This is a genomic window from Streptomyces synnematoformans (assembly GCF_039531005.1).
Lineage (GTDB): Bacteria > Actinomycetota > Actinomycetes > Streptomycetales > Streptomycetaceae > Streptomyces > Streptomyces synnematoformans.
The window spans coordinates 1-14,088 of the sequence record NZ_BAAAPF010000192.1 but is presented as its reverse complement, the minus strand read 5'-3'; the positions used below and the strand labels follow the sequence as shown (position 1 = coordinate 14,088).

General features: G+C 72.4%; 8 protein-coding genes. 3 read left to right on the top strand and 5 right to left on the bottom strand.

Features of this window, described 5'->3' with window-relative positions:
* Positions 1–203: 203 nt before the first annotated feature.
* The 4 genes from ABD317_RS24345 to ABD317_RS24330 all read right to left on the bottom strand — a co-directional run bounded on the left by ABD317_RS24345 (position 204) and on the right by ABD317_RS24330 (position 4,839).
* Complete coding sequence (locus ABD317_RS24345) at positions 204–1,619, bottom strand: GH1 family beta-glucosidase (RefSeq protein WP_344292041.1); 1,416 nt, start codon at positions 1,617–1,619, stop codon at positions 204–206.
* Between the two features lie 121 nt (positions 1,620–1,740).
* Complete coding sequence (locus ABD317_RS24340) at positions 1,741–2,649, bottom strand: carbohydrate ABC transporter permease (RefSeq protein ID WP_425582424.1); 909 nt, start codon at positions 2,647–2,649, stop codon at positions 1,741–1,743.
* A 10-nt stretch (positions 2,650–2,659) separates the two neighbouring features.
* Positions 2,660–3,655, bottom strand: coding sequence for an ABC transporter permease subunit (locus tag ABD317_RS24335; protein WP_027754262.1), 996 nt, complete (start codon positions 3,653–3,655; stop codon positions 2,660–2,662).
* An 11-nt stretch (positions 3,656–3,666) separates the two neighbouring features.
* A complete protein-coding gene (locus tag ABD317_RS24330) occupies positions 3,667–4,839 on the bottom strand; it encodes an ABC transporter substrate-binding protein (RefSeq protein ID WP_344292043.1) in 1,173 nt (390 codons plus the stop codon).
* Between the two features lie 444 nt (positions 4,840–5,283).
* Here ABD317_RS24330 and ABD317_RS24325 point away from each other — a divergent pair, with 444 nt between their 5' ends.
* The 3 genes from ABD317_RS24325 (at position 5,284) to ABD317_RS24315 (ending at position 12,288) form a co-directional block, all read left to right on the top strand.
* On the top strand, positions 5,284–6,339 hold the full coding sequence (locus ABD317_RS24325) for a LacI family DNA-binding transcriptional regulator (RefSeq protein WP_344292040.1): 1,056 nt from the start codon (positions 5,284–5,286) through the stop codon (positions 6,337–6,339).
* A 367-nt stretch (positions 6,340–6,706) separates the two neighbouring features.
* Positions 6,707–9,535, top strand: a complete 2,829-nt coding sequence (locus ABD317_RS24320; RefSeq protein WP_425582423.1) for a glycoside hydrolase family 48 protein — start codon at positions 6,707–6,709, stop codon at positions 9,533–9,535.
* 161 nt (positions 9,536–9,696) lie between these two features.
* Complete coding sequence (locus tag ABD317_RS24315) at positions 9,697–12,288, top strand: glycoside hydrolase family 9 protein (protein ID WP_344292039.1); 2,592 nt, start codon at positions 9,697–9,699, stop codon at positions 12,286–12,288.
* A 339-nt stretch (positions 12,289–12,627) separates the two neighbouring features.
* On the opposite strand, the gene ABD317_RS24310 is transcribed toward ABD317_RS24315, so the two are convergent.
* Positions 12,628–14,088, bottom strand: a 1,461-nt coding sequence (locus ABD317_RS24310) for a beta-N-acetylhexosaminidase (RefSeq protein WP_344292038.1), incomplete at its 5' end; no start/stop codon positions are given.

The following is a 14,088-nucleotide window of genomic DNA, read 5'->3' as shown; positions in this document are numbered from 1 at the left end:
CCTCCGGCCCCCGCCCGTCACGCGGCGGCCCGAGGTCCGGGCTCCGACGGCCGGGCCCTCCCCGGTGGTGCCCGCCGGTCGCCGGTTCGGCGGGCACCGGTCTTTCGGGCACCCGGCTGCCGGGTGCCGGTCTCGCGGGTGCGGTGCAGTCCGGCGCCGGTTCTCCCCGCGCCGGTCCGCGGGGCGGCGCGGCGCGCCGTCCGTCAGAGGCCGGGCGCCGGCAGCGCGCCCGTGCGGATCAGGTCCGCGTACCAGTTTGCGCTGGACTTCGGGGTGCGCGCCTGCGTCGTGTAGTCCACGTGCACCGCGCCGAACCGCTTGGCGTAGCCGTACGCCCACTCGAAGTTGTCCAGCAGCGACCACAGGAAGTAGCCCCGCACGTCCGCGCCCTCCCGCATCGCGCGGTGCACCGCGCCGATGTGCCCGTGCAGGTACGCGATGCGGTCCGGGTCGTGGACCGAGCCGTCGGGCTCCGGCTTGTCGTCGTACGCGGCGCCGTTCTCGGTGATGTACAGCGGCAGGTCCGGCGCGTCCGCCGAGAACCGCAGCAGCAGGTCCGTCAGGCCCGTCGGGTCGACGGTCCAGCCCATCGCGGTGCGCTCGCCCGGCGGCTGGTGGAAGGCGACGTGGTCCGCGGCCGGCCAGGGCGACGCGCCGCCGCCGTGGCCGTCCGCCCGCTCGGGCGGGGCGTCGCCGTCGGTGGCGGAGACGACGGTGGGCGTGTAGTAGTTCAGGCCGATCGAGTCCAGCGGCCGGCGGATGAGCGCCACGTCCCCGTCCCGTACGAACGACCAGTCCGTCAGCCGCGCGGTGTCGTCGAGGAGGTCCGGCGGGTACGCGCCGTCGAGCATCGGGCCGGTGAAGATGCGGGTGGCGAGCGCGTCGATCCGGCGGGCCGCGTCCCGGTCCGCCTCGGAGTCCGTGCGCGGGCGTACGACCGCGGGGTTGAGGCTCACGGAGATCTGGGCGCGGGCCGGCAGCTCGGCCCGGAGCGCGTCCACGGCGAGCCCGTGGGCGAGGTTGAGGTGGTGCGCGGCGCGCAGCGCGGCCGCGGGGTCGGTGCGGCCGGGGGCGTGCACCCCGGCCGCGTACCCGAGGAACGCGCTGCACCACGGCTCGTTCAGCGTGGTCCACAGCTCCACCCGGTCGCCGAGGGCGTCGCCGACGAGGCGGGCGTAGTCGGCGAACCGGTGCGCGGTGTCGCGCTCCGGCCAGCCGCCCGCGGTCTCCAGCTCCTGCGGCAGGTCCCAGTGGTAGAGCGTGAGCACCGGCTTGATGCCGGCCTCCAGCAGCTCGTCGGCGAGCCCGCGGTAGAAGTCGAGGCCGCGCTGCACGGCGGGGCCGCGGCCGGTGGGCTGGACGCGCGGCCAGGAGACCGAGAAGCGGTACGCCTTCACGCCGAGCCCGGCCATCAGCCGCACGTCCTCGGTGCGCCGGTGGTAGTGGTCGACGGCGACGTCTCCGGTGTCGCCGCCGGCGGTCTTCCCGGGCGTGTGGGAGAAGGTGTCCCAGATGGAGGGGGTCCGGCCGTCCTCCTGGGCGGCTCCCTCGATCTGGTATGCGGCGGTGGCCGTGCCCCACAGGAAGCCCTCGGGGAAGGTGGCGGTGGTATCGGACATCTGGGAGCGCTCCCAATCTCGGCAGGTGGCGAACGTCGTGGACAACGGGGGTCGGTCAGGTCGGCCGGGCTTCGGGCGGTGCCCGGCCCGGACGGCCGTGGGGTGAACGGTCCACGGCCGCTCAGCCCTTGACCGCGCCGTGCATGATGCCGCCGACGATCTGCCGGCCGAACAGCAGCAGGAGCAGCAGCAGCGGCAGGGTGCCCAGCAGCGCGCCGGCCATGATGACCGACTGGTCGGGGATGTACCCGCGGCCGAGGCTGGTGAGCGCCACCTGCACGGTCGGGTTCTCCTGGGTGAGCGCGATGATCGGCCAGAAGAACTCGTTCCAGGCCATCACGAACGTCAGCATCCCCAGCACGGCCATCGCGGGCCGGGCGGCGGGGAAGACCACGTGCCAGATGACCCGCACGCTGCTCGCGCCGTCCACCCGGGCGGCCTCGATCAGCTCGGTGGGCAGCGCCTGGATCAGGTACTGCCGCATGAAGAACACGCCGAAGGCGCTGACGATGAACGGCAGGATCACCGACTGCAGCTGGTCGATCCACTCCAGCTTCGCGATCGCCATGTACAGCGGCACCACGCTCAGCTGCGGCGGCACCATCATCGTGCCGATCACCAGCAGCATCAGCATGTTCTTGAAGCGGAACCGCAGCTTGGCGAAGGCGAAGCCGGCCAGCGTGCCGAAGAGCACCGTGCCCGCGGCGATCGACCCGGCCACGATCGTGGTGTTGAACAGCGCCAGGCCCATGTTCGCATCGGACCAGGCGGTCTCCAAGTTCGAGAAGAGGTTGCCGCCGAACCACATCGGCGGCGGGGTCTCCGCCAGCCGCTCGTTGGTGCGGGACGCGGCGACGGCGGTCCAGATCAGCGGGAAGAGCGAGATCGCGGTGAAGAGCAGCAGGACGGCGTACGTCAGCTTGCCCGCATGCTGCTGGCCGCCGGCCTCCCCGGCCTTCGGACCGCGCCGCCGGCGCTTGCCGGGGTCCTTCCGGTCCATTTCCCAGGCGGCTTTCGTCAACAGTGCCATGAGCTTCCCTTCAGCTCTTCCGCAGGCGGCGGGAGATCAGGCCGAAGACGATGCCGATCACCACCAGGATCAGGAACATCACCCAGGCGATGGCGGCGGCGCGGCCGAGATGCAGGTTGCGCCAGCCCTGTTCGTACAGGTAGAGCCCGAGGGTCTGGAACTGGTGGTCCGCGCCGCCGGACGCGCCCGCGCCCTCCTCGAACAGCAGCGGCTCGCCGAAGAGCTGGACCGAGCCGATCGTCGAGACCACGACGGTGAACAGGATCGTGGGCCGCAGCGAGGGGATGGTGACGTAGCGGAACTGCTTCCAGCGGGAGGCGCCGTCGAGCGACGCGGACTCGTAGAGGTCCTGCGGGACCGCCTGCATGGCGGCCAGGTAGATCAGGGTGTTGTAGCCGGTCCAGCGCCAGATCACGATCGTGGAGATGGCGAGCTTCGAGGTCCAGCTGCCGCTCTTCCAGTCGATCTCGTCCACGCCGAACAGGCCGAAGAACCAGTTGATCATCCCGTAGTCGCGGCCGTAGAGCATCGCGAACACCAGCGTCGCCGCCGCCACGCTGGTGGCGTACGGCGCGAGCATCGCCACCCGGAAGAGGGAGGCGGCGCGCATCTTGTAGTTGAGGAGGTGCGCGAGGCCCATCGCCATGAGCAGCTGCGGGACCGTGGAGAGCACCGCGAGGGTGAAGGTGACCCACAGCGAGTTCCAGAAGAAGTCGTCCTCAAGCAGCCGCGTGTAGTTGTGCAGGCCCGCCCACTCCATGTCGGTGGGCGCGGTCAGCTCCACCCGGTGCAGCGAGGCCCAGGCGGTGTAGAGCAGCGGGAAGAGTCCGAAGGCGCCGAAGAACAGGAAGAACGGCGAGATGAAGGCGTACGGGCTGAACTTGGCGTCCCACCGGTAGCGGCGGCTGCGCCACTTCTGCCGCCGGTCGTCGGGAGCGGCCCGTTTCGGGGCCGCGCCCCCCTCGGCTGAGGGGGGCGCGTCCACGGGCGTACCGGTCTGCGTCATAGCAGGTTGTCTCACTGATCCAGAGCGTTGTCCGCGGCGTCGACGGCTTCGTCCCAGGCGCCGTCGGGGTCCTCCTTGCCCTGCTCGATCAGCTGGAGACCGTTGCCGATGTTCTGGTCGATGATCTGGTCCTTCGGGCCGATCGTCTGCACCGGGATCTCCTGGGCGGAGGCGGAGAACAGCTCCCCGATCGGGGCGTCGCCGAAGTACGGGTTGGTCGCGGTCTTGACCGCGTCCATGTCGTACGCCGGCGGGGCGCTCGGGAAGTTGCCGCGCTCGGCGAAGAGCTTGGCCTGCTGCTCGGGAGCGGTCAGCCAGGCGACCAGCTTGGCGGCCTCGTCCTTGTTGTCACCGGACTCGGGCACGCCGAGGAAGGAGCCGCCCCAGTTGCCGGGCATGGGCGACCGGGCCACGTCCCACTTGCCCTCGGACTTGCTGCCGCCCTTCTCCTGGATGTAGCCGAGCATCCACGCGGGGCAGGAGATGGTGGCGAAGTCGCCGTTGCTCATCGCCTGGTCCCACTGCTTGGTGAACTGCTGGAGATTGCCGGTGAGCTTCTCCTCGGCGGCGGCGGCGGCGATGTCCCAGGCGGCCGCGACGTCCGGGCTCTCCTTGTAGATGACGTCGCCGTCTTCGTTGTAGTACTTGCCCTCGCTGGAGGCGATGGCGCCGTCGTACACGGCGTCGGCGGAGTCCACCCAGGCGACGCCCTCAGGGCCGTTCTCCTTGAAGTCCCGGCCGGCGTCGAGGAACTTCTCCCAGTCGCCCTCCCAGAGCTTCGCGACCTCCTCGCGGTCGGTGGGCAGACCGGCCTCCTCGAAGTGGTCCTTGCGGTAGCAGATGGCCATGGGGCCGACGTCGGTGCCGAGGCCGATGGTCTTGCCGTCGTCGGCGGTGGCCTGCTGCCACTTCCAGTCCAGGAAGGCGTCCTCGGAGACGCCCTCGACCTTGCCGAGGTCCATGAACCGGTCGGCCTGGGTGTCGACCACCTCGGCGATGTTGGCGACCTCGACGGCCTGGACGTCGGCCAGACCGCTGTTGCTGGTCAGGTGGTTGAGGAGGGCAGGGTAGTAGTTCTCGTTCCGCTCGATGACATCTTCTTTGATCTTGATGTCCGGGTTGAGCTTCTCGTACTCCTTGTAGAGCCCGGCCTCCTTGAAGCCGAAGGTGCCGAAGAGCCCCATCGTGATGGTGGTCTTGCCGCCGCCCCCGTCGCCGGAGTCGGTGTCCGAACCGCCGTCGTCGTCATCGCTCGCGCACGCGCTGAGCAACCCGGTGCCCAGAACGGCTGCGGCCAAAAGGCCCACGGCCCGTCGGGTGGTGCGGTAACTGCGCACTGCATCCTCCTTGCGCCCTGACGCGTGCCGCACCTGCCGGAGGTGTACGAGGGGGATTCGGACCGGCGGCTCGGGCGGGCTTTGTCGTGCGGGTTCTCAATGGGTCGAGTAGAGTGGGAGCGCTCCCAGAAGTGATTGGTTGAAGGGTGGCCCGTCGGCGAGGGGGTGTCAAGGGACCGAACATCTCGACCGCGCGCCGTTACGGGGCTGTTAGCTTCGGCGCAGCCCGTGGACCGGAGGCGGGGGCGAGAATCGGACAGTCAGCAGACAGCCATAACGCGGGAGGGTGGAATGGCGGTCAGGGATCGGCGGACGCCGGTGGCGCGCGGCGGGCGCGGTGGGAGGCCGACGCTTGAGCAGGTCGCCGCGCGGGCCGGGGTGGGCAGGGGGACGGTGTCCCGGGTGATCAACGGATCGGACCAGGTCAGCGAGCAGGCGCGGACGGCCGTCGAGCGAGCGGTCGCGGAGCTGGGGTACGTGCCCAACCGTGCGGCGCGGGCGCTGGCGGCCGGCAGCGCGGACGCGGTCGCGCTGGTGATCCCGGAGCCCGAGACCCGGCTGTTCTCCGAGCCGTACTTCTCGGACATCGTCCGGGGGGTGAGCGCCGAGCTGGCGGAGACCGACAAGCAGCTGCTGCTGACGCTCATCCGCTCGCCCCGGGAACGGGAGCGGCTGGCGGCGTATCTGAGCGCCGACCGGGTCGACGGGGTGCTGCTGGTCTCCGTGCACGAGGGCGACCCGCTGCCGGAGATGCTGGCCGCCATGGGGCTGCCCGCGGTGCTCAACGGCCGGCGGGCGGCGAGCGAGGCCGTGCCGTACGTCGACTCGGACAACACCGGCGGCGCGCAGGCGGCCGTCGAGCACCTGATAGGCCGCGAGCGCGGCGCGATCGCGACCATTACCGGCCCTTCTGACATGTACGTCGCCAGCTGCCGGCTGGCCGGATATCGTCAGGCGTTGAAGGCGGCCGGCCGCGAGGAGGACCCCGGGCTGGTAGCGGTCGGCGACTTCACCGAGGAGGGTGGCCAGCGGGCGATGGAGGAGCTGCTGGAGCGCCGGCCCGCGCTGGACGCGGTCTTCGCCGCCTCCGACGTGATGGCGGCGGGCGCGCTGCAGGTGCTGCGCGCCGCGGGCCGCGCGGTGCCGGACGAGGTGGCGGTCGTCGGCTTTGAGGACTCGCCGGTGGCCCGGCACACCGACCCGGCGCTCACCAGTGTCCGGCAGCCCACCGAGGAGATGGGCCGGGCCATGGTGCGGGTGCTGCTGGAGGGGATCGACGCCAGCGACGGCGCGGAGGGGCGGCACGTGGTGCTGCCGACGGAGCTGGTGGTGCGCGCCTCGGGGTGAGCCCGGGGCGTCGGCGGGCCGGGGGGCCGCCGAGGCCGAAACGGATGCGGGCGGGCCGGGGTCTCCCGGGCCCGCCCGCGTACGCGTGCGCGCGGCCGCCCGGGCCGTCCCGGCAACCGCCCTGTTACCGGGCCGACTTCTGTCCGAAGCCTTGACAGGTGCATAACCCTTAGGGAGATTGGGAGCGCTCCCACACTTCAAGTCTTGCACCTCTCCCTTCCGCGAGGCGAGGACGGGGGTGTCTCAGCCCCCCGTCCGGTCTGCTCAGCCGGGCCGGGCGCACAAAGGCCCCGTGCGTCCGGCCCGGCTGTCCCCCCACGCCGTCCGCTCGCGAGTCCGCACGCCCGAACACCTTCCAGGAGGATTCGTGCACGCACCCCGCACTCCCGACGAGCCCGCACGGTTGTCACGAAGATCGTTCACCGCCGCCACCGGCGGGGCGCTCGTCGCCCTCGGCGCCGGCCAGGCCCTGGCCGGCGCCACCGCCCACGCCGCCGAGGCACCCTCGAACAGTGGTGCGAAGGCCGTCGCCGCCACCCCGTACACGGACGCCTTCCTTGCCCAGTACGACAAGATCAAGGACCCCGCCAACGGGTACTTCAGCCCCGACGGCATCCCGTACCACAGCATCGAGACGCTGATGGTCGAGGCGCCCGACCACGGCCACCAGACCACCTCGGAGGCGTTCAGCTTCTGGATCTGGCTGGAGGCCGCCTACGGCCGGGTCACCGGCGACTGGGGCCCGTTCAACGGCGCCTGGGAGACCGCCGAGCGCTCCATCATCCCGTCCCACGCCGACCAGGCCAGCAGCGGCTCCTACCAGCCGGGCTCGCCCGCCACCTACGCGCCCGAGCACCCCGAGGTCTCCGCCTACCCGTCCCAGCTCGACCCCGACGTGCCCGTCGGGCAGGACCCCATCGCCACCGAACTGGCCGCGACGTACGGGACGATGGACGTCTACGGCATGCACTGGCTGATGGACCTCGACAACACCTACGGCTACGGCAACACCCCCGGCACCGGCGGCCAGAACGGCCCCGGCCCCGGTGCGTCGTACATCAACACCTACCAGCGCGGCTCCCAGGAGTCGGTCTGGGAGACCATCCCGCAGCCCACCACTGACCTCTTCGAGTTCGGCGGCCCCAACGGCTACCTCGACCTCTTCGTCGGCGACGCCTCCTACGCCCGGCAGTGGAAGTACACCAACGCCCCCGACGCCGACGCGCGCGCCGTGCAGGCCGCGTACTGGGCGCTGACCTGGGCGCGGGCGCAGGGCAACGAGAGCCAGGTGACGGAGTCCGTCGCGCGGGCCGCGAAGATGGGCGACTACCTGCGCTACGCCATGTTCGACAAGTACTTCAAGCAGATCGGCGACTGCGACAGCCCCACCGGCTGCCCCGCTGGCTCCGGGCGCAGCTCCCAGCACTACCTGCTGTCCTGGTACTACGCCTGGGGCGGCTCCACCGGCGACGGCGGCGGCTGGGCCTGGCGCATCGGCGACGGCGCCTCCCACCAGGGCTACCAGAACCCCTTCGCCGCCTGGGCGTTGTCCACCGTCCCCGAGCTGATCCCCGAGTCCCCCTCCGCGCAGGGCGACTGGGCCAGGTCCCTCACCCGGCAGCTGGAGTTCCTGCGCTGGCTGCAGTCCACCGAGGGCGCGCTTGCCGGCGGCTGCACCAACAGCTGGGGTGGCGCGTACGGCGTCCCGCCGGCCGGCACGCCCACCTTCTACGGCATGCCGTACGACTGGCAGCCCGTCTACCACGACCCGCCCAGCAACAACTGGTTCGGCTTCCAGGTCTGGGGCATGGAGCGCGTCGCGCAGTACTACCACGCCACCGGCAACGCCGACGCCGAGGCGATCCTCACCAAGTGGGTCGCCTGGGCCTCCGCCGAGACCACCGTCGGCGCCGACGGCAGCTACCGCTTCCCCGCCACCCTGCGGTGGACCGGCGCCCCCGACACCTGGAACGCCGCGAACCCCGGGGACAACGCCGGCCTGCACGTGGACGTCGAGGACTACGGCGACGACGTCGGCGTCGGCGCCGCGCTGGCCATGACGCTCGTGTACTACGCCGCCGGGGCCGAGGACGCCGACGCCGCCGCGCTGGCCAAGGCGCTGCTCGACGCCATGGCCGCGCACGCCGACGACAAGGGCGTCGCCGTCCCCGAGACGCGCCGCGACTACGACCGGTTCGACGACGAGGTGTACGTGCCCGCCGGCTGGTCCGGCACCTCCCCGTACGGCGACCCCATCGAGCCCGGCGTCACCTTCGTCGGCCTGCGCCCCTGGTACCGGGACGACCCGGACTGGGAGAAGGTGCAGACGTACCTCGACGGCGGCGCCGCGCCGGTGTTCACGTACCACCGCTTCTGGGCCCAGGCCGCCCTCGCGCTCGCCCTCGCCGCCTACGGCGAACTGCTCGGCGGCGAGACCCCCGGCGGCCCCGGCGACGACACCGAGCCGCCGACCGTGCCGGGCGGGCTGCGGGTCACCGGCACCACTCGGAGCAGCGTCGCGCTCGCGTGGAACGCCTCGACGGACGACACGCGGGTGACGGCGTACGACGTGTACCGCGACGGCACGCCCGTCGGCAGCACGTCCACGACGTCCTTCACCGACTCCGGGCTCGCCGCCGAGACCACCTACTCGTACGCGGTCGCCGCCCGGGACGCGGCGGGCAACGCCTCGCAGCCGTCGGCCGCGGTCGAGGCGACGACCGAGGCCGGCACCGGCACCGGCGCGGTGCGGGTCGAATACCGCAACAACGACCAGAACGCCACCGACAACCAGATCAAGCCGGGCCTGCGGATCGTCAACACCGGCGGGGGCGCGCTGAGCCTGTCGACGCTGACCGTGCGCTACTGGTTCAGCGGCGAGTCCGGCTCGGCCAACTACGGCACCCACTGCGACTACGCCCAGCTCGGCTCCGCCAACATCACCCACCGCGTGGTCGCGGCCGGCGGCGGCACGCCGGGCGCCACGCACTACCTGGAGGTCGGCTTCACCGCCGGCGCCGGCAGCCTCGCCGCCGGCGCCTCCACCGGCGACATCCAGATGCGGCTGAACAAGACCGACTGGTCCGCCTTCGACGAGTCGGACGACTACAGCCGCACCGCCTCCGGCACGTACACCGACGCGCCCCGAGTCGTCGCGTACGTCGCCGGGCAGCCGGTGTGGGGCACGGAGCCCTGACACCGGCGCGCGGCCGGTGCGTACGCCGTCGAAAGTCCCGTGGTACGCACCGGCCGTGGCAGGACCGCGGGTTGAGCCCGCCGCGAGGGGCGCGGCCGTGACGACGAGGGGTGCGGCCGCGCCCCGCCTCCCCCACACCCCCATCCGAAAGGACGCCTTCCGTGAGACGGCACATACCCCGTGCCCTCGCCGCCGCGCTGGTCGCCGGAGCGCTCGCCGCGCCCGGCGGCGCCGCCGCGGCCGACGAGGGCCCCGAGCTGATCGTCAACGGCGACTTCAGCGCGGCCGGCACCGACCCCTGGTGGTGGACGGAGGACAACCCCGCCACCGTGGTCGACGGGCAGCTCTGCGCCGACGTGCCCGCCGGCACCGCCAACCCGTGGGACGCCATCGTGGGCCAGAACGACCTGCCCATCGAAGCCGGTGAGACCTACGCCCTGCGCTACACCGCCACCGCCAGCACACCCGTGACCATCCGCACCAACGTGCAGCAGGCCGTGGAGCCGTGGGCCCAGTTCTTCGCCTCCGCGGACCAGATCACCGACGCCCCGCAGAGCTTCGAGCACATCTTCACCGCCACCGCCGGGGACGAGGCCGCCCAGCTCGCCTTCCAGATCGGCGGCAGCGACACGGCGTACACCTTCTGCGTCGACGACGTCTCGCTGCGCGGCGGCGCCGAACGGCCCCCGTACGACCCGGACACCGGCTCGCCGGTGCGCGTCAACCAGGTCGGCTACCTCACCGAGGGGCCGAAGAACGGCACCTTCGTCACCGCCGCCACCGATCCGCTGACCTGGACCCTGAACGCCGCCGACGGCACCGAGAAGGCGAGCGGCACCACCGTGCCCGCGGGCACCGACCCGACCTCGCTGGAGAACGTGCACACCTTCGCCTTCGGCGACTTCACCGAGGCCGGCGAGGGCTACACCGTCACGATCGACGGCGAGACCAGCGAGCCGTTCACCATCGGCGACGACATCTACGGCACGCTGCGCACCGACGCGCTCGCGTACTTCTACCACAACCGCAGCGGCATCGAGATCGACGCCGACCTGGTCGGCGAGGAGTACGCGCGGCCCGCCGGGCACGTGAACGTCGCGCCCAACCAGGGCGACGACGACGTCCCGTGCCAGCCCGGGGTCTGCGACTACACCCTCGACGCCGCGGGCGGCTGGTACGACGCGGGCGACCACGGCAAGTACGTCGTCAACGGCGGCATCGCCGCCGCCCAGGTGATGAGCGTGTACGAGCGCACGCTGACCACCGACGGCGCCGACGGCGAGCCGATCGGCGACGGCAAGCTGGCCGTGCCCGAGCAGGGCAACGGCGTGCCCGACGTGCTCGACGAGGCGCGCTGGCAGCTGGAGTTCCTGATGTCCATGCAGGTGCCCGCGGGCGAGGAGCTGGCCGGCATGGCGCACCACAAGCTGCACGACGAGCAGTGGACCGGGCTGCCCCTGCTGCCGCACGAGGACCCGGAGCCGCGCGAGCTGCACCCGGCGTCCACCGCCGCGACGCTCAACCTCGCCGCCACCGGCGCGCAGTGCGCGCGGCTGTACAAGGACTATGACGAGACGGCCGCGTTCGCCGACCGCTGCCTGTCGGCCGCCCGGACCGCGTACACCGCGGCCGAGGCGCACCCCGACATGCTGGCCGACCCGAACGACGGGACCGGCGGCGGCGCGTACAGCGACGGCGACGTGAGCGACGAGTTCTACTGGGCCGCCGCCGAGCTGTACCTGGCCACCGGCGAGGACGCCTACCTGCAGGACGTGCTCGGCTCGCCGCTGCACGGCGACGCCGAGGCGGTCTTCCCCAGCGGCGGCATGTCGTGGGCCGCCACCGCGGGGCTCGGCGCGCTGGACCTGGCCACCGTCGACAGCGGGTTGACGGACGCCCAGTTGGGCGTCGTACGCGGCATGGTCACCGACGCCGCCGACGGCTACGCGGCCGACGCCGCGAACGCCGCCTACGGCGTCCCGTACGCCCCCGACGGCGGGCGGTACGTCTGGGGCTCCAACAGCCAGGTCCTCAACAACATGGTCGTCCTGGCCACCGCGCACGGGCTCACCGGCGAGGCCGGCTACCGCGACGCCGTGCTCACCGGCCTGGACTACCTGCTGGGCCGCAACCCGCTGAACCAGTCGTACGTCACCGGCTACGGCGAGCGGGACTCGAAGAACCAGCACCACCGGTTCTGGGCCAACCAGCTCGACCCGAGCCTGCCCAACCCGGCCCCCGGCTCGATCGCCGGCGGCCCGGACTCGCAGCTGGAGGACCCGGTGGCCCAGCGGGAGCTGGAGGGCTGCCCGCCGGCGATGTGCTACATCGACCACATCGAGTCGTACTCCACCAACGAGATCACGATCAACTGGAACGCCCCGCTCGCCTGGATCGCCGGCTACGCCGACGACCTCGGCCCCGGCGGCGGCGGGCCCGGCCCGGGCCCGGAGGAGGAGTGCACCGCGGCGTACTCGGTGCCCAACGAGTGGCCCGGCGGCTTCACCGGCACGGTCAGGGTCTCCTGTGACGGCGCCGCCCTCGACGGCTGGACCGTGGAATGGGACTTCCCCGACGGACAGCGCCTCCAGAACGCCTGGAACGCCGTCTGTACCCAGTCCGGGTCCACCGTGAGGTGCCGTAACACGCCGTACAACGGCGCGGTACCGGACGGCGGTTCGGTTTCCTTCGGCTTCAACGCGAGCTGGAGCGGCAGCAACGGCACGCCCCGGGAGGTGAAGCTGGGCGGCTGACGACGGCACCCGCGAACCCGCCGCACGCACGGCGGCGCCCGTGCGGGCGGCGGGTTAAGCGCCTCCGATGCGTTCCTCAAGAGAGCCTTAAGGCTGGCGCCCGGCGTCCCTATTGGGCGCATTGCCGGAGTCGGGGTCACTAGCGTGCGTAGCGTTCCTCGGGACGGCGGGGAGGCTTCCGGGCCTCCGGCCGTGCCGAGCGGCGGGCTCCCCCCACCGCCTCCCCCCTCAGCGTGCTCCGCGGCCGCCGCGGACCGGCAGCCGCCGGGGGGAGGCGGGCCCGTGCCGGGTCTCCTCTCCTGCTCCCGGGCGCCCTGCTCCCGAGCCGTGCTCCCGGGCCTAGTCCCAGGGCACCTGGGTCGACCGGTAGAAGTCGATCCCCATCGCCTCCCACCGGGGCCCCTGCGCCGCCAGCCGGTCCCGGTAGCCGTCCCAGCCGAGCTTCGCGGCCGGGGACCAGCCCAGTTCTGCGGCGCCCGCGGCGCGCGGGAAGGCCATGAACTCGATGTGGTCGCTGGTGGAGATGGTCTCCGACCACAGCGGCGCCTCGACGCCGAGGATCGCGCTCTCCGGCACGCCGCCCCGCATGTACGCACCCGGGTCCCAGTCGTAGGACTGCCGCACCTCGACGTACCCGGCCCAGCTCAGCCCCAGCGGCGTCCCCTCGTGGTACTTCATGTCCAGGTACGTCCTGTTGGCGGGGGAGAGGACCAGCGGCGTGCCGGCCTTCGCGGCGTCGATGACCTCCTGCTCGCCGCCGGTCGTGCCCCAGTACTGGGCGACGGCGCCCTCGACCGGGTGCGCGCCGGCCAGCTGGTGCCAGCCGACCACGGTCTTGCCGTACGCGCCGACGATCGCCTGCGCCCGCTCCATGAAGGCGACGTACTCGTCGTGCGGGGTGGAGTGGGCCTCGTCGCCGCCGATGTGGATGTACGGGCCGGGCGTCAGCTCGGCCAGCTCGCGTACGACGTCGTCCACGAAGTCGTACGTGACCTCCTTGGGCACGCACAGCGAGCTGAAGCCGACGCTCGTGCCGGTGTAGAGGGGCGGGGCGACGCCGTCGCAGTTCAGCTCGGCGTACGAGGCGAGGGCGGCGTTGGTGTGGCCGGGCATGTCGACCTCGGGCACGACGGTCATGTGCCGGCTCGCGGCGTACGCGACGATCTCGCGGTAGTCGTCCTTGGTGTAGTACCCGCCGGGGCCGCCGCCGACCTGCGTGCTGCCGCCGTACTCGGCGAGGTTCGGCCAGGAGTCGATCGCCAGCCGCCAGCCCTGGTCGTCGGTGAGGTGCAGGTGCAGGGTGTTGTACTTGTACAGCGCGAGCTGGTCGACGTAGCGCTTGACCTGCTCGACGGTGAAGAAGTGCCGGGCCACGTCGAGCATCGCGCTGCGGTACGCGAAGCGGGGCTCGTCGGTGATCCGCCCGCCGGCCACCGGCCACGGCCCGTCCTGCGGGGTGTCCGCCTCCACCTGCGGGGGCAGCAGCTGGCGCAGGGTCTGCACGCCGTGGAAGAGCCCGGCGGGGCGCGCGGCGGAGATCACCACGCCGTCGCCGCCGGAGGTCAGCTCGTAGCCCTCGGGGCCGACGGCCTTCTTCAGCCCGGGGCGGAGGCGCAGCTCCACGTCCCCGGACCTGCTGTCCACGGGCAGCTCGAAGCCGGTCGCGGGGCGCAGCACGGCGGCCAGGTACGCGGCGGTGGTGCGGGCGGCGACGCCCGCGGCGGCGCCGACGGGCGGCACGCGGATGCCGGTCTCCGCGGTGATCTCGTACGGGCTGCCGCCGGGGGCGACGGCGGCGGT